The organism is Shigella sp. FC1661, from assembly GCF_001712525.1.
Taxonomy (GTDB): domain Bacteria; phylum Pseudomonadota; class Gammaproteobacteria; order Enterobacterales; family Enterobacteriaceae; genus Escherichia; species Escherichia coli.
This window is the reverse complement of the sequence record NZ_MDGW01000611.1, coordinates 1-22,946: the sequence shown is the minus strand read 5'-3', so window position 1 is coordinate 22,946 and position 22,946 is coordinate 1. Positions and strand designations below refer to the sequence as shown.

Annotated in this window: 19 protein-coding genes and 1 pseudogene; 12 read left to right on the top strand and 8 right to left on the bottom strand. The window is 51.0% G+C overall.

Annotated features, from left to right (window positions below; translation table 11 throughout):
• Nucleotides 1-9: 9 nt before the first annotated feature.
• From BFF42_RS26630 to BFF42_RS26605, 6 genes are all read right to left on the bottom strand, one after another.
• A complete protein-coding gene (locus BFF42_RS26630; RefSeq protein ID WP_000019871.1) occupies nucleotides 10-339 on the bottom strand; it encodes a cytochrome o ubiquinol oxidase subunit IV in 330 nt (109 codons plus the stop codon).
• Nucleotides 339-953 (bottom strand): cytochrome o ubiquinol oxidase subunit III, encoded by a 615-nt coding sequence (locus BFF42_RS26625; RefSeq protein ID WP_000179813.1) that lies wholly within the window; start codon nucleotides 951-953, stop codon nucleotides 339-341. Before BFF42_RS26625 ends, BFF42_RS26630 begins: the two co-directional genes overlap by 1 nt.
• Nucleotides 943-2,934, bottom strand: coding sequence for a cytochrome o ubiquinol oxidase subunit I (cyoB, locus tag BFF42_RS26620; protein WP_000467185.1), 1,992 nt, complete (start codon nucleotides 2,932-2,934; stop codon nucleotides 943-945). Before cyoB ends, BFF42_RS26625 begins: the two co-directional genes overlap by 11 nt.
• Before the next feature lie 21 nt (nucleotides 2,935-2,955).
• Nucleotides 2,956-3,903: a cytochrome o ubiquinol oxidase subunit II gene (gene cyoA / locus BFF42_RS26615; RefSeq protein WP_001239443.1), complete on the bottom strand. Its 948-nt coding sequence runs from the start codon at nucleotides 3,901-3,903 to the stop codon at nucleotides 2,956-2,958.
• Nucleotides 3,904-4,363: 460 nt separating this feature from the next.
• Nucleotides 4,364-5,839, bottom strand: coding sequence for a muropeptide MFS transporter AmpG (ampG, locus tag BFF42_RS26610; RefSeq protein WP_000098438.1), 1,476 nt, complete (start codon nucleotides 5,837-5,839; stop codon nucleotides 4,364-4,366).
• Between the two features lie 43 nt (nucleotides 5,840-5,882).
• A complete protein-coding gene (locus tag BFF42_RS26605) occupies nucleotides 5,883-6,461 on the bottom strand; it encodes a lipoprotein (protein WP_012421495.1) in 579 nt (192 codons plus the stop codon).
• 304 nt (nucleotides 6,462-6,765) lie between these two features.
• Here BFF42_RS26605 and bolA point away from each other — a divergent pair, with 304 nt between their 5' ends.
• The 9 genes from bolA to fadM all read left to right on the top strand — a co-directional run bounded on the left by bolA (nucleotide 6,766) and on the right by fadM (nucleotide 17,094).
• Nucleotides 6,766-7,083: a transcriptional regulator BolA gene (gene bolA / locus BFF42_RS26600; protein ID WP_000973448.1), complete on the top strand. Its 318-nt coding sequence runs from the start codon at nucleotides 6,766-6,768 to the stop codon at nucleotides 7,081-7,083.
• A gap of 343 nt (nucleotides 7,084-7,426) precedes the next feature.
• Complete coding sequence (tig, locus tag BFF42_RS26595) at nucleotides 7,427-8,725, top strand: trigger factor (RefSeq protein WP_001198392.1); 1,299 nt, start codon at nucleotides 7,427-7,429, stop codon at nucleotides 8,723-8,725.
• Nucleotides 8,726-8,970: 245 nt separating this feature from the next.
• Nucleotides 8,971-9,594, top strand: a complete 624-nt coding sequence (clpP, locus tag BFF42_RS26590; RefSeq protein WP_000122253.1) for an ATP-dependent Clp endopeptidase proteolytic subunit ClpP — start codon at nucleotides 8,971-8,973, stop codon at nucleotides 9,592-9,594.
• Between the two features lie 125 nt (nucleotides 9,595-9,719).
• On the top strand, nucleotides 9,720-10,994 hold the full coding sequence (gene clpX / locus BFF42_RS26585) for an ATP-dependent protease ATP-binding subunit ClpX (protein ID WP_000130305.1): 1,275 nt from the start codon (nucleotides 9,720-9,722) through the stop codon (nucleotides 10,992-10,994).
• A 187-nt stretch (nucleotides 10,995-11,181) separates the two neighbouring features.
• On the top strand, nucleotides 11,182-13,536 hold the full coding sequence (lon, locus tag BFF42_RS26580; protein WP_039059009.1) for an endopeptidase La: 2,355 nt from the start codon (nucleotides 11,182-11,184) through the stop codon (nucleotides 13,534-13,536).
• A 190-nt stretch (nucleotides 13,537-13,726) separates the two neighbouring features.
• Entirely contained in the window at nucleotides 13,727-14,017 is a 291-nt protein-coding gene (gene hupB / locus BFF42_RS26575; protein ID WP_254892905.1) for a nucleoid-associated protein HU-beta, read from the top strand.
• A 191-nt stretch (nucleotides 14,018-14,208) separates the two neighbouring features.
• Nucleotides 14,209-16,080 (top strand): peptidylprolyl isomerase, encoded by a 1,872-nt coding sequence (gene ppiD / locus BFF42_RS26570; protein ID WP_000969366.1) that lies wholly within the window; start codon nucleotides 14,209-14,211, stop codon nucleotides 16,078-16,080.
• A gap of 150 nt (nucleotides 16,081-16,230) precedes the next feature.
• Nucleotides 16,231-16,602: a helix-hairpin-helix domain-containing protein gene (locus tag BFF42_RS26565; protein WP_000680312.1), complete on the top strand. Its 372-nt coding sequence runs from the start codon at nucleotides 16,231-16,233 to the stop codon at nucleotides 16,600-16,602.
• A gap of 93 nt (nucleotides 16,603-16,695) precedes the next feature.
• A complete protein-coding gene (fadM, locus tag BFF42_RS26560; protein WP_001194534.1) occupies nucleotides 16,696-17,094 on the top strand; it encodes a long-chain acyl-CoA thioesterase FadM in 399 nt (132 codons plus the stop codon).
• Between the two features lie 51 nt (nucleotides 17,095-17,145).
• Here the strand turns inward: fadM and queC are convergent, their stop codons facing one another.
• The gene (gene queC, locus BFF42_RS26555) at nucleotides 17,146-17,841 is read right to left on the bottom strand and encodes a 7-cyano-7-deazaguanine synthase QueC (RefSeq protein ID WP_000817229.1); all 696 of its coding nucleotides are present in this window, start codon (nucleotides 17,839-17,841) and stop codon (nucleotides 17,146-17,148) included.
• A gap of 64 nt (nucleotides 17,842-17,905) precedes the next feature.
• Complete coding sequence (locus BFF42_RS26550) at nucleotides 17,906-19,606, bottom strand: SgrR family transcriptional regulator (protein WP_001238231.1); 1,701 nt, start codon at nucleotides 19,604-19,606, stop codon at nucleotides 17,906-17,908.
• Between the two features lie 99 nt (nucleotides 19,607-19,705).
• Between BFF42_RS26550 and cof the strand changes: the two genes are divergently transcribed.
• The 3 genes and pseudogenes from cof to BFF42_RS26535 all read left to right on the top strand — a co-directional run.
• Nucleotides 19,706-20,524, top strand: coding sequence for an HMP-PP phosphatase (gene cof, locus BFF42_RS26545; RefSeq protein WP_000113027.1), 819 nt, complete (start codon nucleotides 19,706-19,708; stop codon nucleotides 20,522-20,524).
• 152 nt (nucleotides 20,525-20,676) lie between these two features.
• Nucleotides 20,677-21,135: a DNA-binding transcriptional regulator DecR gene (gene decR / locus BFF42_RS26540; RefSeq protein WP_000884589.1), complete on the top strand. Its 459-nt coding sequence runs from the start codon at nucleotides 20,677-20,679 to the stop codon at nucleotides 21,133-21,135.
• 29 nt (nucleotides 21,136-21,164) lie between these two features.
• Nucleotides 21,165-22,817, top strand: a pseudogene (locus tag BFF42_RS26535) (SmdA family multidrug ABC transporter permease/ATP-binding protein); the annotation flags it as partial.
• Nucleotides 22,818-22,946 lie beyond the last annotated feature (129 nt).

Sequence of the window (22,946 nt, the reverse complement as noted above, 5' to 3'; positions counted from 1 at the left end):
CCGCCGCTCTTAGTGCATCATCATGTTGTAGTTGAGGTTCCACATAATCCAGATGGAGCCTACAACCAGGATAGCGATGATTAGCACGGTGAAGACAAACGCCGTCATGTTCCAGCCTTCATCTGATTTGGTATTCATGTGCAGGAAGCACACCAGATGCACCAGAACCTGTACCACTGCCATTGCCCGGATTGTTCCCAGAATTACGGCCGGAGAGGCAGCCCCTGTCATCACCATCCAGAACGGAATCACCGTCAGAATGATCGACAGGATAAAGCCTGTCATGTAGGTTTTTACGCTGCCATGGGACGCGCCGCTGTGATCGGTAGAATGACTCATTACATCGCCCCCATCAGATAAACAACAGTGAACACACAGATCCAAACCACATCCAGGAAGTGCCAGAACAGGCTCAGGCACATGATGCGGGTACGGTTAGTGCTGGTCAGGCCGCGACGAGCGATTTGTACCATCAGCACCGCCATCCAGATAAGACCGGAAGTGACGTGCAGACCGTGCGTGCCGACCAGCGCAAAGAACGCTGACAGGAAGCCGCTGCGATCCGGACCCATGCCGTTAACAATCAGGTGATGGAATTCGTAGATTTCCATCCCGATAAATCCGGCACCAAACAAACAGGTCAACGCCAGCCAGGAGATAACCTGGCTTTTGTTGTTTTTGTACATGGCGATAGCCGCCATGCCGTAGGTGATGGAGCTGAACAACAGCAAGAAAGTTTCAACCAGAACGAACGGCAGTTCGAAAATGTCCTTACCTGTCGGGCCGCCTGCGGTGCCGTTCACCAGAACGGCATAGGTAGCAAACAAGATTGAGAACAGAATGCAGTCGCTCATCAGGTAGATCCAAAATCCGAAGATTTTGGTTCCGCCTGCATCGTGGTGCCCGTGTTCGTGCGCGTGGGCAGTCGCGTGCGTCAAAGTATCAGTTGCCATTTTTCAGCCCTGCCTTAGTAATCTCATCGAAATGCTGGTTTTCCAGTTTTTCGATTTCTGCCACCGGCACGTAGTAATCCACGTCCTCGTCGAAGCTTTTCACGATCCAGGTGATGATCATGCCTGCGAAGCCAACAATCGCCAGCCACCAGATATGCCAGATCATGGCGAAACCGAAGATGGTGGAGAAAGCTGCAATGACGATACCTGCACCGCTGTTTTTCGGCATATGAATTTCTTCATAGTGGTCAGGCTTTTTATACGCTTCGCCTTTCTCTTTCATTTCCCAGAATGCATCACGCTCGTGAACGTGCGGCACAACGGCAAAGTTATAGAACGGAGGCGGGGAAGAGGTTGCCCACTCCAGCGTACGGCCACCCCACGGGTCGCCAGTCAGGTCACGGTTCTGGTCGCGGTCGCGAATAGAAACGTACATCTGAATAACGAGGCAGAGAATACCCAGCGCAATCAGTACTGCACCGCTAGCTGCAATCATCAGCATGGTGTGGAACTGCGGGTCAATCTGCTGGCTCAAACGACGGGTCATGCCCATGAAGCCCAGCGCATACAGCGGCATAAAGGCAACGAAGAAGCCGATGATCCAGAACCAGAACGCGCGTTTACCCCAGGTTTCATTCAGTTTGAAACCGAACGCTTTAGGCCACCAGTAGGTCATCCCTGCGAAGCAGCCGAAGACCACGCCGCCGATGATAACGTTATGGAAGTGCGCAATCAGGAACAGGCTGTTATGCAGAACGAAGTCCGCGCCCGGTACTGCCAGCAGCACGCCAGTCATCCCGCCCACCGAGAAAGTGACGATAAAACCGATGGTCCACAGCATCGCAGAATGGAACACGATACGGCCCTGATACATGGTGAACAGCCAGTTGAAGGTCTTCACCCCGGTCGGGATGGCGATAATCATTGTGGTGATACCAAAGAAGGCGTTTACGTTCGCGCCCGCACCCATCGTAAAGAAGTGGTGCAGCCAAACGATGAACGACAGCACGGTGATACAGACGGTTGCCCATACCAGCGAGGTATAACCAAACAGACGTTTACGCGAGAAGGTTGCCGCAATTTCGGAGAACACACCGAAAACAGGCTGGATCAGGATGTAAACTTCCGGGTGGCCCCAGGCCCAAATCAGGTTGATGTACATCATCATGTTGCCACCCATATCGTTGGTAAAGAAATGGGTGCCCAGATAGCGATCCAGGGTCAACAACGCGACGGTAACCGTCAGAATTGGGAAGGAAGCAATAATCAGTACGTTCGCGCACAGTGATGCCCAGGTAAATACTGGCATCTTGAACATGGTCATGCCCGGTGCGCGCATCTTCAGAATGGTAACGAAGAAGTTGATACCGGTAAGCGTCGTACCTATACCGGATAGCTGGAGACTCCATATCCAGTAATCAACACCGACTCCCGGACTGTACTCTATTCCCGATAGCGGTGGATAGGCCAGCCAGCCGGTCTGCGCAAATTCGCCCACGCCGAGAGAAACGTTAACCAGAATCACACCAACAACAGTAAACCAGAAGCTTAAGTTGTTGAGGAACGGGAACGCAACGTCACGCGCGCCGATCTGCAGCGGAACCACCAGGTTCATCAGACCGATAACGAAAGGCATCGCCACGAAGAAGATCATAATCACGCCGTGCGCGGTGAAGATCTGATCGTAGTGGTGAGGTGGCAGGAAGCCCGCTTCGCCCGCCGAGGCAAGAGCCTGCTGGCTACGCATCATAATGGCGTCAGCAAAACCACGCAGCAACATCACAATCGCCACGATGATATACATGATACCGAGGCGTTTATGGTCGACGGAGGTCAGCCACTCTTTCCACAGGTAGGTCCACTTACCGAAGTAAGTGATCAGGCCAACGAGCGCCAGACCTCCCAAAATAATGCCAGCGATCGTAACCATGACGATAGGTTCATGGAACGGGACTGCATCAAGTGATAATTTTCCGAACATCTTTATTCTTCCTCAACCCCTTTAATGGGCGGATTCCGCGTGGCTCATGTCCATGCTTTCCATACCTTCGTGTGCGCTGTGCTCACCTTCTGGCTGGGTCATGTCCATGCTCTTACCGTGAGCCATAAACTTGTTAATCACATCAGCAAACAAGTCTGGTTTCACGTTGGAGAAATATTCCACCTGGTTGTATTCGCTAGGCGCGGCCAGTTTTTCGAACGCAGCCATGTCAGACATGGTGTTCGGCGACTGCTTCGCTTTTGCGACCCACTGGTCGAATTCGGCGCGATCCGGTGTTGCAATAGCTTTGAACTTCATGCCTGAGAAGCCCGGGCCGCTGTAGCTGGCGGAGATACCGTCATAAGTACCGGGTTCGTTGGCGATCAGATGCAGGCGAGTCTGCATACCAGCCATGGCATAAATCTGGCTACCCAGACGCGGAATGAAGAAGGAGTTCATCACGGAGTTGGAGGTCACTTTGAAGTACACCGGAGTGTTCGCCGGGAAAGCGATTTCATTCACGGTAGCAATGCCCTGTTCCGGGTAGATGAAGAACCATTTCCAGTCCATGGAAACCACTTCGATGGTAATGGGCTTCTCGTCGTGTGCCAGCGGCTTGCTAGGCTCAAGAGCGTGAGTGGTTTTCCAGGTCAGTACCGCAAGGAAGATGATGATTAAGATAGGTACCGTCCAGACCACAGCTTCCACTTTATTGGAGTGTGACCAGTTCGGGCTGTACTTAGCATCTTTATTGCTCGCACGATACTTCCAGGCGAAACCAACAGCCATCAAGATTGCGGGAATAACGACAATCAACATCAGGCCAAATGCCGTCAGTATCAGTGAACGTTGCTCCAGACCAATCTGTCCTTTGGGATCTAACAGCGCAGAATTACAGCCACTGAGCAATACAGTGCCTGCAAATAATGACAACCATCCCAAACTTTTATTGTATTTCCTGAGTCTCATTTAACGACCTCAATTCCACGGGATCTGGTGGCGTTTAAAGTGTGTGGGCGTTTTACGGGAAGGTTACATTACTGTAAACATGATTAAATTCCTGTTACTTGGATTTGGCTGTCAGGTCACATATGTTGCAAAACATATCAAGTTGATTTTAAGAAGCTGTTGCAAAAGGGCGTTATAACGAAAGGGGAGTGCAGAAGGAGTTTGGACGGGCAATTGGTATAACCAATCTGGAATAAAATAATTGTTTAACAAATAATTATCATTATGGTGACAATTGGGTGGGGGGAAAATAAAGACTCGTTAGCTGAATCGTGTAAGAAAAAATAGAATTCATAAATTGCGTCAATAATTTCCAAACGCTAAGCCGCACAAAAGAACAAATATTATTAAGCGATACTGATGTTTATTTAGCCGTAATAATTACGGCGAGTGATTACTACAGCTAAATAATATTTACAGATTACGTCAGATGCGTTTTTCGTAGAGCCAGATAATCCAGCAAACCACCAAGCACGACGCCAGAAAGGGCGACTAAAACCCCGACTTCCAGCAGAGCAGGCAGGAAAGAGAAGTGCGTCAAATCCAGCGCGTCCATCGTCAACAGCAGTAACCACACGGCCAACAGGCTGACGCCCGCCGCCAGTGTCCACATGGCAAAGGCATAACCTGCCGGATATTCGGTACGGGAGATAAAGTTGTCATTTACTCGTGTATATTCAAGCGTCTGGCGGCAAACCAGCAGCAAAATAAGCCCCGGTACGGCAGCGGCGACGGAGAATAGATAGAATGTCGACCAGCCGTGTGCTTCAACAAACCAACCCGCCACGGGGCCGACATAAACTCGTCCTACAGCGGAAAGCGCTGAGAGCAGGGCAAATTGAGTAGCGGAAAATGACTTATTACACAGCGTCATTAACAGCGCGACAAAGGCTGATGTGCCCATCCCGCCACAGAGGTTTTCGAAAAAGACGGCTGCGCCCATGCTGTAGAGATGCTTATCAGTAATCGACAGCAGCCAGTAACCAGCGTTAGACGCACCTTGTAAAATGCCGAAAATCAGCAGCGCCCGGAACAGCGACAGGCGCTGCATCAAAATCCCACCGTACAATGCGCCCACAATGGTCGCCAGTAAGCCAAGCGTTTTGTTAACCACGCCTACTTCACCCGCATCAAACCCGACGCCGCGAATCAAAAACGTGGTTGTCAGGCTCATGGCGAATGCGTCGCCCAGCTTATACAGCACGATAAGAAGCAAAATAAGCCAGGCATTATTGCGACCAAAGAAATCTCGCAGAGGTGCAACAACCGCTTGTTCCAGCGTTTTTGGCACAGGAATGGTGTCGGTCGGTTCTGGTGCAAGCAACGTCGCGATAATACAAGGGATCAACAGCGCCGCCATCAACCAGTACATGCCCTGCCAGCCCAGCCATTTATCTGCCAGCCACAGGGCTAAGCCGCCGGAAACCAGCATCCCTAAACGGTAACCCAGCACGCTGATTGCCGCGCCCGCACCACGTTCTTCTGCCGGGAGCACATCGGTTTTCCACGCATCGAAGACAATATCCTGGGAGGCCGAGCAAAAAGCGATCACCACCGCCAGTGCCGCCATCCAGCGGAGTTGGGTGCCAGGTTCGAGAAAACCCATCGCCGCAATGGCGACTAATAACAGGATTTGCGTGGCGAGCAGCCAACCGCGCCGCCGCCCAAAAAATGGGGGCGTGTAGCGGTCCATCAGCGGTGACCAGAGGAATTTAAAAACGTAAGCCTGGCCTACCAGAGAGAAGAAACCAATGGTTTTGAGATCAATATTCTCGACCGTCATCCAGGCCTGTAAGGTACCGGATGTCAGGGCGAGCGGTAGCCCGGAAGCAAAACCCAGGATCAGCAATATGGCTGAACGCGGCTGTTGAAAAATACGTAAATATTGACTGGACATGGGCGTCTACAGGCCCGGTTTGCACCGGGCCAGAGGGCAGAAATTAACGCGCGTTCTGCTTGATGAATTCGTGAATGCTGGTGTCCTGAGACATATCAGCGATGGTATCGGTCAGCACACTGTTAACCGCATCGGCGATATTTTTGTTGGAGGCCTGGAACGCACCTTCAACGTTGTAGCTGGCACGATAGTTTTTGGTTATTTTGTTGCCATTCTGCGCGGTAGCGATGATGGCGATATCCGCTTTGGTAGCGATGTTGTAGCGCACGTTGCCCTGGGACACGTCAGCATACAGTTGGCTAACGATGATTTGCAGATTAACCGGGCCATTCGGACCAACCATGTAACCACGCGCGGTCATCTGTTTTTCCAGCACTTCTTGCAGCAGGAAACGCAGATCGCGGGAGGCGGTCAGGGTAACGATTTGATTATCGCGGGTGACTTTTGCCAGCGCCTGATCGGTACGCTGATCGGCACCATTAATGCTTACGGTGACGCCCATCAGGCTTGGATCCTGCTGTGGCAGTGTAATCGTCGGGGAAATTTCAATAGTTGTTGGCGGTTTTGCGCATCCTGCAAGCATAAACAGAGCAACTAACGGGAAGAGGATTTTTTTGAACATGTTCGGGCTCTCAGAGACTCTTAAGCGTGTTTGGTAAAAATTCCCGCCATCATAACATTGCCAACGGCGAGGGGAAGTGGGTAAGGCATGTAAATTCATCATGTTGACGAAATAATCACTCCTGGTAAAAGAAACGCTGATGCGAGGCCTGTGTTTCAATCTTTAAATCAGTAAACTTCATACGCTTGACGGAAAAACCAGGACGAAACCTAAATATTTGTTGTTAAGCTGCAATGGAAACGGTAAAAGCGGCTAGTATTTAAAGGGATGGATGACATCTCAGCGTTGTCGGAGGAGATATTTCATGATGATACGTGAGCGGATAGAAGAAAAATTAAGGGCGGCGTTCCAACCCGTATTCCTCGAAGTAGTGGATGAAAGCTATCGTCACAATGTCCCAGCCGGCTCTGAAAGCCATTTTAAAGTTGTGCTGGTCAGCGATCGTTTTACGGGTGAACGTTTTCTGAATCGTCATCGAATGATTTACAGTACTTTAGCGGAGGAACTCTCTACTACCGTTCATGCGCTGGCTCTGCATACTTACACTATTAAGGAGTGGGAAGGGTTGCAGGACACCGTCTTTGCCTCTCCTCCCTGTCGTGGAGCAGGAAGCATCGCGTAAAAACGCATTTGCAACTGTCGGCGCTTTTTCAGTATGTTGCTAAAGATTTTATGAAAAACGGCCTGCGGGCCGTTTTGTTTTGTCTGGATTTTGCGCTTTTTGCCCAGCATTCAGACGAAAATTGCCCGGGAATTGTGAAAAAATACGCGACAGCGCGCAATAACCGTTCTCGACTCATAAAAGTGATGCCGCTATAATGCCGCGTCCTATTTGAATGCTTTCGGGATGATTCTGGTAACAGGGAATGTGATTGATTATAAGAACATCCCGGTTCCGCGAAGCCAACAACCTGTGCTTGCGGGGTAAGAGTTGACCGAGCACTGTGATTTTTTGAGGTAACAAGATGCAAGTTTCAGTTGAAACCACTCAAGGCCTTGGCCGCCGTGTAACGATTACTATCGCTGCTGACAGCATCGAGACCGCTGTTAAAAGCGAGCTGGTCAACGTTGCGAAAAAAGTACGTATTGACGGCTTCCGCAAAGGCAAAGTGCCAATGAATATCGTTGCTCAGCGTTATGGCGCGTCTGTACGCCAGGACGTTCTGGGTGACCTGATGAGCCGTAACTTCATTGACGCCATCATTAAAGAAAAAATCAATCCGGCTGGCGCACCGACTTATGTTCCGGGCGAATACAAGCTGGGTGAAGACTTCACTTACTCTGTAGAGTTTGAAGTTTATCCGGAAGTTGAACTGCAGGGTCTGGAAGCGATCGAAGTTGAAAAACCGATCGTTGAAGTGACCGACGCTGACGTTGACGGCATGCTGGATACTCTGCGTAAACAGCAGGCGACCTGGAAAGAAAAAGACGGCGCTGTTGAAGCAGAAGACCGCGTAACCATCGACTTCACCGGTTCTGTAGACAGCGAAGAGTTCGAAGGCGGTAAAGCGTCTGATTTCGTACTGGCGATGGGCCAGGGTCGTATGATCCCGGGCTTTGAAGACGGTATCAAAGGCCACAAAGCTGGCGAAGAGTTCACCATCGACGTGACCTTCCCGGAAGAATACCACGCAGAAAACCTGAAAGGTAAAGCAGCGAAATTCGCTATCAACCTGAAGAAAGTTGAAGAGCGTGAACTGCCGGAACTGACTGCAGAATTCATCAAACGTTTCGGCGTTGAAGATGGTTCCGTAGAAGGTCTGCGCGCTGAAGTGCGTAAAAACATGGAGCGCGAGCTGAAGAGCGCCATCCGTAACCGCGTTAAGTCTCAGGCGATCGAAGGTCTGGTAAAAGCTAACGACATCGACGTACCGGCTGCGCTGATCGACAGCGAAATCGACGTTCTGCGTCGCCAGGCTGCACAGCGTTTCGGTGGCAACGAAAAACAAGCTCTGGAACTGCCGCGCGAACTGTTCGAAGAACAGGCTAAACGCCGCGTAGTTGTTGGCCTGCTGCTGGGCGAAGTTATCCGCACCAACGAGCTGAAAGCTGACGAAGAGCGCGTGAAAGGCCTGATCGAAGAGATGGCTTCTGCGTACGAAGATCCGAAAGAAGTTATCGAGTTCTACAGCAAAAACAAAGAACTGATGGACAACATGCGCAATGTTGCTCTGGAAGAACAGGCTGTTGAAGCTGTACTGGCGAAAGCGAAAGTGACTGAAAAAGAAACCACTTTCAACGAGCTGATGAACCAGCAGGCGTAATTTACGCAGCATAACGCGCTAAATTCGCACAAAGGCCCGTCACCGCCAGGTGGTGGGCTTTTTTTTGTCATGAATTTTGCATGGAACCGTGCGAAAAGCCTCTTTCGGTGTTAGCGTAACAACAAAAGATTGTTATGCTTGAAATATGGTGATGCCGTACCCATAACACAGGGACTAGCTGATAATCCGTCCATAAGGTTACAATCGGTACAGCAGGTTTTTTCAATTTTATCCAGGAGACGGAAATGTCATACAGCGGCGAACGAGATAACTTTGCACCCCATATGGCGCTGGTGCCGATGGTCATTGAACAGACCTCACGCGGTGAGCGCTCTTTTGATATCTATTCTCGTCTACTTAAGGAACGCGTCATTTTTCTGACTGGCCAGGTTGAAGACCACATGGCTAACCTGATTGTGGCGCAGATGCTGTTCCTGGAAGCGGAAAACCCAGAAAAAGATATCTATCTGTACATTAACTCCCCAGGCGGGGTGATCACTGCCGGGATGTCTATCTATGACACCATGCAGTTTATCAAGCCTGATGTCAGCACCATCTGTATGGGCCAGGCGGCCTCGATGGGCGCTTTCTTGCTGACCGCAGGGGCAAAAGGTAAACGTTTTTGCCTGCCGAATTCGCGCGTGATGATTCACCAACCGTTGGGCGGCTACCAGGGCCAGGCGACCGATATCGAAATTCATGCCCGTGAAATTCTGAAAGTTAAAGGGCGCATGAATGAACTTATGGCGCTTCATACGGGTCAATCATTAGAACAGATTGAACGTGATACCGAGCGCGATCGCTTCCTTTCCGCCCCTGAAGCGGTGGAATACGGTCTGGTCGATTCGATTCTGACCCATCGTAATTGATGCCAGAGGCGCAACTGTGCCGCTATACTTATCCAGGGCGGCACAACGCTGTAAGCGGCTTGCGCCTGAGAATGGCATTTGCGTCGTCGTGTGCGGCACAAAGAACAAAGAAGAGGTTTTGACCCATGACAGATAAACGCAAAGATGGCTCAGGCAAATTGCTGTATTGCTCTTTTTGCGGCAAAAGCCAGCATGAAGTGCGCAAGCTGATTGCCGGTCCATCCGTGTATATCTGCGACGAATGTGTTGATTTATGTAACGACATCATTCGCGAAGAGATTAAAGAAGTTGCACCGCATCGTGAACGCAGTGCGCTACCGACGCCGCATGAAATTCGCAACCACCTGGACGATTACGTTATCGGCCAGGAACAGGCGAAAAAAGTGCTGGCGGTCGCGGTATACAACCATTACAAACGTCTGCGCAACGGAGATACCAGCAATGGTGTCGAGTTGGGCAAAAGTAACATTCTGCTGATCGGTCCGACCGGTTCCGGTAAAACGCTGCTGGCTGAAACGCTGGCGCGCCTGCTGGATGTTCCGTTCACCATGGCCGACGCGACTACACTGACCGAAGCCGGTTATGTGGGTGAAGACGTTGAAAACATCATTCAGAAGCTGTTGCAGAAATGCGACTACGATGTCCAGAAAGCACAGCGTGGTATTGTCTACATCGATGAAATCGACAAGATTTCTCGTAAGTCGGACAACCCGTCTATTACCCGTGACGTTTCCGGTGAAGGCGTACAGCAGGCACTGTTGAAACTGATCGAAGGTACTGTTGCTGCCGTTCCACCGCAGGGCGGGCGTAAGCATCCGCAGCAGGAATTTTTGCAGGTTGATACCTCCAAGATCCTGTTTATTTGTGGCGGTGCGTTTGCCGGTCTGGATAAAGTGATTTCCCACCGTGTAGAAACCGGCTCCGGCATTGGTTTTGGCGCGACGGTAAAAGCGAAGTCCGACAAAGCAAGCGAAGGCGAGCTGCTGGCGCAGGTTGAACCGGAAGATCTGATCAAGTTTGGTCTTATCCCTGAGTTTATTGGTCGTCTGCCGGTTGTCGCAACGTTGAATGAACTGAGCGAAGAAGCTCTGATTCAGATCCTCAAAGAGCCGAAAAACGCCCTGACCAAGCAGTATCAGGCGCTGTTTAATCTGGAAGGCGTGGATCTGGAATTCCGTGACGAGGCGCTGGATGCTATCGCTAAGAAAGCGATGGCGCGTAAAACCGGTGCCCGTGGCCTGCGTTCCATCGTAGAAGCCGCACTGCTCGATACCATGTACGATCTGCCGTCCATGGAAGATGTCGAAAAAGTGGTTATCGACGAGTCGGTAATTGATGGTCAAAGCAAACCGTTGCTGATTTATGGTAAGCCGGAAGCGCAACAGGCATCTGGTGAATAATTAACCATTCCCATACAATTAGTTAACCAAAAAGGGGGGATTTTATCTCCCCTTTAATTTTTCCTCTATTCTCGGCGTTGAATGTGGGGGAAACATCCCCATATACTGACGTACATGTTAATAGATGGCGTGAAGCACAGTCGTGTCATCTGATTACCTGGCGGAAATTAAACTAAGAGAGAGCTCTATGAATCCTGAGCGTTCTGAACGCATTGAAATCCCCGTATTGCCGCTGCGCGATGTGGTGGTTTATCCGCACATGGTCATCCCCTTATTTGTCGGGCGGGAAAAATCTATCCGTTGTCTGGAAGCGGCGATGGACCATGATAAAAAAATTATGCTGGTCGCGCAGAAAGAAGCTTCAACGGATGAGCCGGGTGTAAACGATCTTTTCACCGTCGGGACCGTGGCCTCTATATTGCAGATGCTGAAACTGCCTGACGGCACCGTCAAAGTGCTGGTCGAGGGGTTACAGCGCGCGCGTATTTCTGCGCTCTCTGACAATGGCGAACACTTTTCTGCGAAGGCGGAGTATCTGGAGTCGCCGACCATTGATGAGCGGGAACAGGAAGTGCTGGTGCGTACTGCAATCAGCCAGTTCGAAGGCTACATCAAGCTGAACAAAAAAATCCCACCAGAAGTGCTGACGTCGCTGAATAGCATCGACGATCCGGCGCGTCTGGCGGATACCATTGCTGCACATATGCCACTGAAACTGGCTGACAAACAGTCCGTTCTGGAGATGTCCGACGTTAACGAACGTCTGGAATATCTGATGGCAATGATGGAATCGGAAATCGATCTGCTGCAGGTTGAGAAACGCATTCGCAACCGCGTTAAAAAGCAGATGGAGAAATCCCAGCGTGAGTACTATCTGAACGAGCAAATGAAAGCTATTCAGAAAGAACTCGGTGAAATGGACGACGCGCCGGACGAAAACGAAGCCCTGAAGCGCAAAATCGACGCGGCGAAGATGCCGAAAGAGGCAAAAGAGAAAGCGGAAGCAGAGTTGCAGAAGCTGAAAATGATGTCTCCGATGTCGGCAGAAGCGACCGTAGTGCGTGGTTATATCGACTGGATGGTACAGGTACCGTGGAATGCGCGCAGCAAGGTCAAAAAAGACCTGCGTCAGGCGCAGGAAATCCTTGATACCGACCATTATGGTCTGGAGCGCGTGAAAGATCGCATCCTTGAGTACCTTGCGGTTCAAAGCCGTGTCAACAAAATCAAGGGACCGATCCTCTGCCTGGTAGGGCCGCCGGGGGTAGGTAAAACCTCTCTTGGTCAGTCCATTGCCAAAGCCACCGGGCGTAAATATGTCCGTATGGCGCTGGGCGGCGTGCGTGATGAAGCGGAAATCCGTGGTCACCGCCGTACTTACATCGGTTCTATGCCGGGTAAACTGATCCAGAAAATGGCGAAAGTGGGCGTGAAAAACCCGCTGTTCCTGCTCGATGAGATCGACAAAATGTCTTCTGACATGCGAGGCGATCCGGCCTCTGCACTGCTTGAAGTGCTGGATCCAGAGCAGAACGTAGCGTTCAGCGACCACTACCTGGAAGTGGATTACGATCTCAGCGACGTGATGTTTGTCGCGACGTCGAACTCCATGAACATTCCGGCACCGCTGCTGGATCGTATGGAAGTGATTCGCCTCTCCGGTTATACCGAAGATGAAAAACTGAACATCGCCAAACGTCACCTGCTGCCGAAGCAGATTGAACGTAATGCACTGAAAAAAGGTGAGCTGACCGTCGACGATAGCGCCATTATCGGCATTATTCGTTACTACACCCGTGAGGCGGGCGTGCGTGGTCTGGAGCGTGAAATCTCCAAACTGTGCCGCAAAGCGGTTAAGCAGTTACTGCTCGATAAGTCATTAAAACATATCGAAATTAACGGCGATAACCTGCATGACTACCTCGGTGTTCAGCGTTTCGACTATGGTCGCGCTGATAACGAAAACTGTGTCGGTCAGGTAACCGGTCTGGCGTGGACGGAAGTGGGCGGTGACTTGCTGACCATTGAAACCGCATGTGTTCCGGGTAAAGGCAAACTGACCTATACCGGTTCGCTCGGCGAAGTGATGCAGGAGTCTATTCAGGCGGCGTTAACGGTGGTTCGTGCGCGTGCGGAAAAACTGGGGATCAACCCTGATTTTTACGAAAAAAGTGACATCCACGTCCACGTACCGGAAGGTGCGACGCCGAAAGATGGTCCGAGTGCCGGTATTGCTATGTGCACCGCGCTGGTTTCTTGCCTGACCGGTAACCCGGTTCGTGCCGATGTGGCAATGACCGGTGAGATCACTCTGCGTGGTCAGGTACTGCCGATCGGTGGTTTGAAAGAAAAACTCCTGGCAGCGCATCGCGGCGGGATTAAAACAGTGCTAATTCCGTTCGAAAATAAACGCGATCTGGAAGAGATTCCTGACAACGTAATTGCCGATCTGGACATTCATCCTGTGAAGCGCATTGAGGAAGTTCTGACTCTGGCGCTGCAAAATGAACCGTCTGGCATGCAGGTTGTGACTGCAAAATAGTGACCTCGCGCAAAATGCACTAATAAAAACAGGGCTGGCAGGCTAATTCGGGCTTGCCAGCCTTTTTTTGTCTCGCTAAGTTAGATGGCGGATCGGGCTTGCCCTTATTAAGGGGTGTTGTAAGGGGATGGCTGGCCTGATATAACTGCTGCGCGTTCGTACCTTGAAGGATTCAAGTGCGATATAAATTATAAAGAGGAAGAGAAGAGTGAATAAATCTCAATTGATCGACAAGATTGCTGCAGGGGCTGATATCTCTAAAGCTGCGGCTGGCCGTGCGTTAGATGCTATTATTGCTTCCGTAACTGAATCTCTGAAAGAAGGGGATGATGTAGCACTGGTAGGTTTTGGTACTTTTGCCGTTAAAGAGCGTGCTGCCCGTACTGGCCGCAACCCGCAGACCGGTAAAGAGATCACCATCGCTGCTGCTAAAGTACCGAGCTTCCGTGCAGGTAAAGCACTGAAAGACGCGGTAAACTAAGCGTTGTCCCCGGTGGGGATGTGACGAAGTTCAAGGGCGCATCTACTGATGTGCCTTTTTTATTTGTATTCGGTGACTTTCTGCGTCTTGTGGGCTGACAATTGCCCCCGTTTCTTGTCACAATAGGCCTTTGCGCGCATCGATACGTTGCGTGAGGTACACAGTCATCTACAGCGGAGTGTTGTTACACCATGATGGACAGCTTACGCACGGCTGCAAACAGTCTCGTGCTCAAGATTATTTTCGGTATCATTATCGTGTCGTTCATATTGACCGGCGTGAGTGGTTACCTGATTGGCGGAGGCAATAACTACGCCGCAAAAGTGAATGACCAGGAAATCAGCCGTGGGCAGTTCGAGAACGCCTTTAACAGCGAGCGTAATCGCATGCAGCAACAGCTGGGCGATCAATACTCCGAGCTGGCAGCGAATGAAGGCTATATGAAAACCCTGCGTCAACAGGTGCTGAATCGTCTGATCGACGAGGCGCTGTTGGATCAGTACGCTCGTGAGCTGAAACTGGGTATCAGTGATGAGCAGGTTAAACAGGCGATTTTCGCGACCCCAGCCTTCCAGGTTGATGGCAAATTTGATAACAGCCGCTATAACGGTATCCTCAACCAGATGGGGATGACCGCCGATCAGTACGCCCAGGCGCTGCGTAACCAGCTCACTACCCAACAGCTGATTAACGGTGTTGCCGGTACCGATTTTATGCTGAAAGGTGAAACCGACGAGCTGGCGGCACTGGTCGCGCAACAACGCGTGGTGCGTGAGGCGACTATCGATGTTAACGCGCTGGCGGCGAAGCAGCCTGTGACCGAACAGGAGATTGCCAGCTACTACGAACAAAACAAAAACAATTTCATGACGCCGGAACAATTCCGCGTGAGTTACATCAAGCTGGATGCCGCAACGATGCAGCAACCGGTTAGCGATGCGGATATCCAGAGCTACTACGATCAGCATCAGGATCAATTCACCCAGCCGCAGCGTACCCGCTACAGCATCATCCAGACCAAAACTGAAGATGAAGCGAAAGCGGTACTTGATGAGCTGAATAAAGGCGGTGATTTTGCTGCATTAGCCAAAGAAAAATCTGCCGATATTATCTCTGCCCGTAACGGCGGCGATATGGGTTGGTTAGAAGATGCCACTATCCCCGACGAACTGAAAAATGCTGGTCTAAAAGAAAAAGGCCAACTGTCTGGTGTCATCAAATCTTCGGTCGGTTTCCTGATTGTACGTCTGGACGACATTCATCCAGCGAAAGTGAAATCGTTAGACGAAGTACGTGACGACATTGCGGCGAAAGTGAAACACGAAAAAGCCCTCGATGCGTACTATGCGCTGCAGCAGAAAGTGAGCGATGCGGCAAGCAACGACACCGAGTCTCTGGCCGGTGCAGAGCAAGCTGCCGGCGTTAAAGCCACTCAGACGGGTTGGTTCAGCAAAGATAACCTGCCGGAAGAGTTGAACTTCAAGCCGGTTGCCGACGCTATCTTTAACGGCGGTCTGGTAGGTGAAAACGGCGCGCCGGGCATCAACTCTGACATCATCACCGTAGACGGCGACCGTGCATTCGTGCTGCGCATCAGCGAGCACAAACCGGAAGCGGTGAAACCGTTGGCAGATGTTCAGGAACAAGTTAAGGCACTGGTTCAGCACAACAAAGCTGAACAACAGGCGAAAGTGGATGCTGAGAAACTGCTGGTTGATTTGAAAGCCGGCAAAGGTGCGGAAGCTATGCAGGCTGCCGGTCTGAAATTTGGCGAGCCGAAAACCTTAAGCCGTTCCGGTCGTGACCCGATTAGCCAGGCGGCGTTTGCACTGCCACTGCCAGCGAAAGACAAACCGAGCTACGGTATGGCGACCGATATGCAAGGTAATGTGGTTCTGCTGGCGCTGGATGAAGTGAAACAAGGTTCAATGCCGGAAGATCAGAAAAAAGCGATGGTGCAGGGTATCACCCAGAACAACGCACAAATCGTCTTTGAAGCTCTGATGAGTAACCTGCGTAAAGAGGCGAAAATCAAAATTGGCGATGCGCTGGAACAGCAATAATCCTGAAGACGCCTCGCAAAAAAATGCGTTGCAGCTGTAACAAGAAAAGGTCGCTTTCGCGGCCTTTTCCATTTCTGAACATTGCCATTTGTTTACTGTTTTCACTGCCGTTAAGGTGATTCCACTGTTAACAAACAAGGAGAAAACAGTATGAAACACGGAATTAAAGCACTGCTCATTACCCTGTCCCTGGCCTGTGCCGGAATGTCTCATAGCGCGCTGGCGGCAGCTTCTGTGGCGAAACCGACGGCGGTAGAAACCAAAGCGGAAGCTCCTGCAGCACAAAGTAAAGCAGCAGTACCGGCGAAAGCCAGTGACGAAGAAGGCACCCGGGTCAGCATTAATAATGCCAGCGCGGAAGAGCTAGCCCGCGCGATGAATGGCGTTGGCCTGAAGAAAGCGCAGGCGATTGTCAGTTATCGCGAAGAGTACGGTCCGTTTAAAACAGTGGAGGATCTAAAGCAGGTGCCGGGGATGGGCAATTCGCTGGTGGAACGTAATCTGGCGGTATTAACCCTGTAATTAATTTGCATAGTGGCAATTTTTTGCCAGACTGAAGAGGTCATACCAGTTATGACCTCTGTACTTATAACAACAACGTAAGGTTATTGCGCTATGCAAACACAAATCAAAGTTCGTGGATATCATCTCGACGTTTACCAGCACGTCAACAACGCCCGCTACCTTGAATTTCTCGAAGAAGCCCGCTGGGATGGGTTGGAAAATAGCGACAGTTTTCAGTGGATGACGGCCCATAACATCGCCTTCGTCGTGGTCAATATCAATATTAACTATCGTCGCCCAGCGGTATTAAGTGACCTGTTAACTATTACCAGTCAGTTGCAGCAATTAAACGGTAAAAGCGGCATCTTAAGCCAGGTCATTACACTGGAGCCGGAAGGGCAGGTGGTAGCGGATGCGCTTATTACGTTTGTTTGTATTGATCTTAAAACGCAGAAAGCATTAGCTCTGGAAGGGGAATTGCGCGAAAAGCTGGAGCAGATGGTTAAGTAAACGTTTTGTGGTGCCGGATGCTCAAGCCGCATCCGGCGACACCCGGAATAATTACCTCAACCCGGTTTTCTGCTTCATCGCTGCCATCACCGTCGGTTTATCGGCCAGATAATGATTCAAACCGTTGGCGCGTAAATTACATGCCGCACAATGACCGCAACCGTCGCCTTTAATGCCGTTATAGCAGGTCAACGTTTCGTTACGGACTAAATCCAGTTTGCCGTAATAATCTGCCAGCGCCCAGGTTTCCGCTTTATCAATCCACATCAGCGGCGTTTCAAAACGAATATCTTTCGCCATGCCCAAACTGACGGCATGGTTTAGTGCTTTCACAAACTCATCGCGGCAATCCGGGTAGCCGGAGAAATCCGTTTCACAGACGCCGGTAATTACGGCTTCTGCTTTTACCTGATACGCATATATTGCCGCCAGCGTCAGGAACAAAATATTACGCCCTGGGACAAACGTATTCGGGATGCCATCGGCTTCAGGTTCATAATCAGGCACCGGAATGCTGTCACGTGTCAGGCTGCTGACCGCCAGCTCGTTGAGCAGCGTTACATCAAGAACCTTATGCGCGCGTGCTCCCAGTTTCAGCGCCAGTTCGCGTGCCACGTCGATTTCTGCGCGATGTCGCTGACCGTAATCGAACGTCACGCAATGGACTTCATCATATTGTTGTAATGCCTGCACCAGACAGGTGGTGGAATCCTGGCCTCCACTGAACACAACGACAGCACGTTTCATAGATAATCCTGCTTGAACAATAAAAGCGTTATGGTAACGCCTGCGATTAACCCGGACCAGCTATTCATTGCGACGGCGCGGGAAGCCAGGCTTCGGTAAATTCAAACCAGCCGCGCGGTGTCAGTCGCACACCGTTCACGCCGGGAGGGGCACTAATGCGATAGTGATAGTTGAACAGCGGCGTCAGCGTCGCGTCTGCCATTAACTGGCTAAAAACCGCTTTCAGGGCATTAAATCGGTTTTCCTCATCAGGCATTACTTGCACCGCGTCCAGCGTCGATTGCAGATGTGCATATGCTGGAGCGTCGAAAACATGTGGCCATAGTGGATCGCAACGTAGCCATTGCTCCAGAGTATATTCCGGTGCTTCGCCAATTAATCTGTCGCCCATCATGAGGTCTGCGTGTGCCAGTAGGGTCGTGTCGTCCCAGTTTTTTGCGTTATGAAAAATAATTGTGAGTTCACAGCCTTCCGCTGCCAGTGTCGCCTGTAGGCGTTCTGCCATGGTATGAAGTTCTATCGGTAGGTGATAAACCAGCGTCAAGGTTTTCGGTAGTTTGACTTCATCCGGTACTTGCCAGTGCGGAATAGTCCAGCCTGGCAGTAATGCATGACTGGCGGTGATCAGGTTTTCTCCGACTTCTAACGTTTGTAATAAACCGGATTGATGAATAATGGAGATCACTTTTCGCGCCTGCCAGAGGGAGAGTCGGGGACTTTTGCGCAACGTTAAATAGCAAAAACCTAAACTGATGCCACTACTGACCTGGCTGACCCGTTGCAGCTCCTCCGGTTTGCCGATGGTGATTTGCACGGGATGCCGACAACTGGTTCCCAAATCTTTTTCGAAAAGCGGCGGAGTTATCCAGTACTCAACCGCTTTAAGCAGCGGATGACGCAAATGGTAATAATCATGGCTCTCCAGGCGCACCAGCTCCGCTGTGAATTGTGTTAAGCGAAAAGGACCAGTGCCGATCAGTGGGAATTGCGGATGCGCCAGATGGCTGCAATAGCTCGCCAGCCGGTGCGCAAGCCAGTAATCGGGGCGATGTAAAAAGAAGGTCAGACACTGCGGATGGGTGACTTCAATACGCTTCACGCTAATAAATAATTGATCCAGTGCTGGCAGTTGTAACAGCATCAATAATCGCTGGTGTAAGTGTGAGGCTTTTACTGCATCGCCGTTATGCCAGTGTAGGGTTGAACGAAGATAAAAGTCCCAGCGTAACCCGTCAGTAGAGGTTTCCCAGTGATGCGCTAAATCGCCAATCGGGCGCTGAGTATTATTATCGAAGCGGGTCAGGCCGGAAAATATCTGCCCGGCGAGATGCTGCTCGGCACGGCCGGGCAAAAAGCCTGGTTGTAGCGGTTCGAGCGGGCGATAGTAGGGAATACGCAACGTGGGTGTATCGTTTTGCCATTGTCCGCCCATAAACGGCTGTAACAGAGTGCGTAGCTCACCTGGGGCCAGTTGCGCCAGCTCCAGCACATCTTGCTGCTTTCCGGTTTCCAGTGCCTGTTCCATCATCGCATTGCGTAGCGATTCCGGCGTGACCAGAAAGCGTAATTGTCCGCGCTTTCCGCGTCCTGACTGCGCCTGCCACTCCAGCCATCCCGCCTCCTGTGCCTGACGCAACAGCGTACGAACATGGCGTTCGCTGCAAAAACAGCGTTCGGCCAGTTCGCTGACGGTGACGGTTTGCGGCTTTCCGGCTGAAGGTTGCCACAGACGTTGATACTGGTTAAGACGGTTGAGCAATCGCATATAAACCCGGAACAATATTATTTAACTATTCACTATTACTTCCGTATATATCAGGTGATACTCAATCTCCATTAACCGTGTCACAGAGTGGAGAAAGAAATGGCTCGTCTGGCAGCATTTGATATGGATGGCACTTTATTGATGCCTGACCATCATTTAGGTGAGAAAACCCTCTCTACTTTGGCGCGACTGCGTGAACGCGACATTACCCTCACTTTTGCCACGGGGCGTCATGCGCTGGAGATGCAGCATATTCTCGGGGCACTATCGCTGGATGCATATTTGATTACCGGCAACGGAACGCGCGTGCATTCTCTGGAAGGTGAACTTTTACATCGTGATGATTTACCTGCGGATGTCGCGGAGCTGGTGCTGTATCAGCAATGGGATACCCGAGCCAGCATGCATATCTTCAATGACGACGGTTGGTTTACCGGGAAAGAGATCCCTGCGTTGTTGCAGGCATTTGTCTATAGCGGTTTTCGTTATCAGATAATCGATGTCAAAAAAATGCCACTCGGCAGCGTCACCAAGATCTGCTTCTGTGGCGATCACGACGATCTTACACGCTTGCAGATCCAGCTATACGAAGCATTAGGCGAGCGTGCACATTTGTGTTTTTCCGCCACGGATTGCCTCGAAGTACTGCCGGTGGGCTGCAATAAAGGCGCTGCATTGACGGTGCTGACCCAACATTTAGGTTTATCGTTGCGCGATTGCATGGCCTTTGGTGATGCGATGAACGATCGCGAAATGTTAGGCAGCGTCGGTAGCGGGTTTATTATGGGCAATGCGATGCCGCAACTGCGCGCGGAGCTCCCGCATTTACCGGTGATTGGACATTGCCGAAATCAGGCTGTCTCTCACTATTTGACGCACTGGCTGGACTATCCACATCTACCTTATTCCCCCGAATAATGAGATCCCTTCCAGCACCGGGCAATTGCCCGGTTTTTTTTGCGTTGAATTTGTCATTTTGTGCCGTGGTGTTTAAACCGCACAGAATAAATTGTCGTGATTTCACCTTTAAAATAGAATTAAAAGAGAAAAAAATTCTCTGTGGAAGGGCTATGTTAGATAAAATTGACCGTAAGCTGCTGGCCTTACTGCAGCAGGATTGCACCCTCTCTTTGCAGGCACTGGCTGAAGCCGTTAATCTGACAACCACCCCTTGCTGGAAGCGCCTGAAACGGCTGGAGGACGACGGTATCCTTATCGGCAAAGTCGCCCTGCTGGATCCGGAAAAAATAGGCCTCGGCCTGACCGCCTTTGTGCTGATAAAAACGCAACATCACAGCAGCGAATGGTATTGCCGCTTTGTCACGGTGGTTACCGAAATGCCAGAAGTGCTGGGGTTCTGGCGCATGGCTGGTGAATACGATTATCTGATGCGCGTCCAGGTTGCCGACATGAAACGCTACGACGAGTTTTATAAGCGTCTGGTAAACAGCGTGCCGGGGCTGTCGGACGTCACTTCCAGCTTCGCGATGGAACAGATTAAATACACCACTTCTTTACCCATCGAATAAATATCCAGAATCAGGTCAGGACACAACGCGTGCGATTATTTGCTCAATTAAGCTGGTATTTCCGTCGGGAATGGCGTCGCTATCTCGGGGCTGTCGCCTTGCTTGTCATTATCGCGATGCTGCAACTGGTTCCGCCAAAAGTGGTTGGTATTGTTGTCGATGGCGTGACAGAACAACACTTTACTACCGGGCAGATCCTGATGTGGATCGCCACCATGGTGCTGATTGCCGTTGTGGTTTATTTCCTGCGTTACGTCTGGCGGGTATTGCTGTTTGGTGCGTCTTATCAACTGGCTGTTGAACTGCGTGAAGATTATTACCGTCAGCTAAGCCGGCAGCATCCTGAGTTTTACCTGCGTCATCGCACGGGTGACCTCATGGCTCGTGCGACCAATGACGTCGATCGCGTCGTGTTTGCAGCCGGAGAAGGGGTGCTGACGCTGGTGGATTCACTGGTGATGGGCTGCGCTGTGTTGATTATGATGTCTACGCAAATTAGCTGGCAGTTGACCTTATTTGCCCTGTTGCCGATGCCAGTGATGGCGATCATGATCAAGCGCAACGGCGATGCCTTGCATGAACGCTTTAAGCTGGCACAGGCGGCGTTTTCTAGTCTTAATGACCGCACCCAGGAAAGCCTCACCAGTATCCGCATGATCAAAGCCTTTGGTCTGGAAGATCGCCAGTCGGCGTTATTTGCCGCGGATGCCGAAGATACCGGCAAAAAAAACATGCGGGTGGCGCGTATTGATGCTCGTTTCGACCCGACCATCTATATCGCGATTGGTATGGCGAACTTGCTGGCGATTGGCGGCGGTAGTTGGATGGTGGTGCAGGGCAGTTTAACGCTGGGCCAGCTCACCAGTTTTATGATGTATTTAGGTCTGATGATTTGGCCAATGCTGGCGCTGGCATGGATGTTTAACATTGTGGAACGTGGTAGTGCTGCATACAGCCGTATTCGCGCGATGCTGGCGGAAGCGCCGGTGGTGAACGATGGTAGCGAACCCGTGCCGGAAGGGCGTGGCGAACTGGATGTAAATATTCACCAGTTCACGTATCCGCAGACTGACCATCCTGCGCTGGAAAACGTCAATTTCGCCCTGAAACCCGGTCAGATGCTGGGTATCTGCGGGCCGACTGGTTCCGGCAAAAGTACCCTGTTGTCGCTCATTCAGCGTCATTTCGACGTCAGCGAGGGGGATATTCGCTTTCATGATATTCCTCTGACGAAGTTACAACTCGATAGCTGGCGTAGCCGCCTGGCGGTAGTTAGCCAGACACCGTTCCTTTTTTCCGACACCGTAGCGAACAACATCGCGTTGGGTTGCCCGAATGCCACCCAGCAAGAGATTGAGCATGTCGCGCGGTTAGCCAGCGTACATGACGATATTTTGCGTCTACCGCAAGGTTACGATACAGAAGTGGGCGAGCGCGGCGTGATGCTTTCCGGTGGGCAAAAACAGCGTATCTCCATTGCTCGAGCGTTATTAGTCAACGCGGAAATCCTCATCCTTGATGATGCGCTTTCGGCGGTGGACGGACGCACAGAGCACCAGATCCTGCATAACCTGCGTCAGTGGGGACAGGGAAGAACGGTAATCATCAGTGCCCATCGCCTTTCGGCACTGACGGAAGCCAGTGAAAATGTAATGAACGCATCCCACACAATTAAACACGGAGCAGTATGATGGTTAAAAGGGTGAAACTGGCAGGTGTGGAGCCTCGCAGATTTCCGGCATCATAGTGCCCAATACGGGATGCATAAAGCTCCCTCAGACTGGAGACTCCACAAATGAAATATACACCGG

Coding starts and splice junctions, on each gene's coding strand:
- lon (WP_039059009.1), top strand. CDS start 11,182: ATGAATCCTGAGCGTTCTGAACGCATTGAAATCCCCGTATTGCCGCTG.
- BFF42_RS26550 (WP_001238231.1), bottom strand. CDS start 19,606: ATGCGATTGCTCAACCGTCTTAACCAGTATCAACGTCTGTGGCAACCT.
- fadM (WP_001194534.1), top strand. CDS start 16,696: ATGCAAACACAAATCAAAGTTCGTGGATATCATCTCGACGTTTACCAG.
- queC (WP_000817229.1), bottom strand. CDS start 17,841: ATGAAACGTGCTGTCGTTGTGTTCAGTGGAGGCCAGGATTCCACCACC.
- clpP (WP_000122253.1), top strand. CDS start 8,971: ATGTCATACAGCGGCGAACGAGATAACTTTGCACCCCATATGGCGCTG.
- cof (WP_000113027.1), top strand. CDS start 19,706: ATGGCTCGTCTGGCAGCATTTGATATGGATGGCACTTTATTGATGCCT.
- tig (WP_001198392.1), top strand. CDS start 7,427: ATGCAAGTTTCAGTTGAAACCACTCAAGGCCTTGGCCGCCGTGTAACG.
- BFF42_RS26625 (WP_000179813.1), bottom strand. CDS start 953: ATGGCAACTGATACTTTGACGCACGCGACTGCCCACGCGCACGAACAC.
- BFF42_RS26630 (WP_000019871.1), bottom strand. CDS start 339: ATGAGTCATTCTACCGATCACAGCGGCGCGTCCCATGGCAGCGTAAAA.
- ampG (WP_000098438.1), bottom strand. CDS start 5,839: ATGTCCAGTCAATATTTACGTATTTTTCAACAGCCGCGTTCAGCCATA.
- decR (WP_000884589.1), top strand. CDS start 20,677: ATGTTAGATAAAATTGACCGTAAGCTGCTGGCCTTACTGCAGCAGGAT.
- BFF42_RS26605 (WP_012421495.1), bottom strand. CDS start 6,461: ATGTTCAAAAAAATCCTCTTCCCGTTAGTTGCTCTGTTTATGCTTGCA.
- ppiD (WP_000969366.1), top strand. CDS start 14,209: ATGATGGACAGCTTACGCACGGCTGCAAACAGTCTCGTGCTCAAGATT.
- BFF42_RS26565 (WP_000680312.1), top strand. CDS start 16,231: ATGAAACACGGAATTAAAGCACTGCTCATTACCCTGTCCCTGGCCTGT.
- bolA (WP_000973448.1), top strand. CDS start 6,766: ATGATGATACGTGAGCGGATAGAAGAAAAATTAAGGGCGGCGTTCCAA.
- cyoA (WP_001239443.1), bottom strand. CDS start 3,903: ATGAGACTCAGGAAATACAATAAAAGTTTGGGATGGTTGTCATTATTT.
- cyoB (WP_000467185.1), bottom strand. CDS start 2,934: ATGTTCGGAAAATTATCACTTGATGCAGTCCCGTTCCATGAACCTATC.
- clpX (WP_000130305.1), top strand. CDS start 9,720: ATGACAGATAAACGCAAAGATGGCTCAGGCAAATTGCTGTATTGCTCT.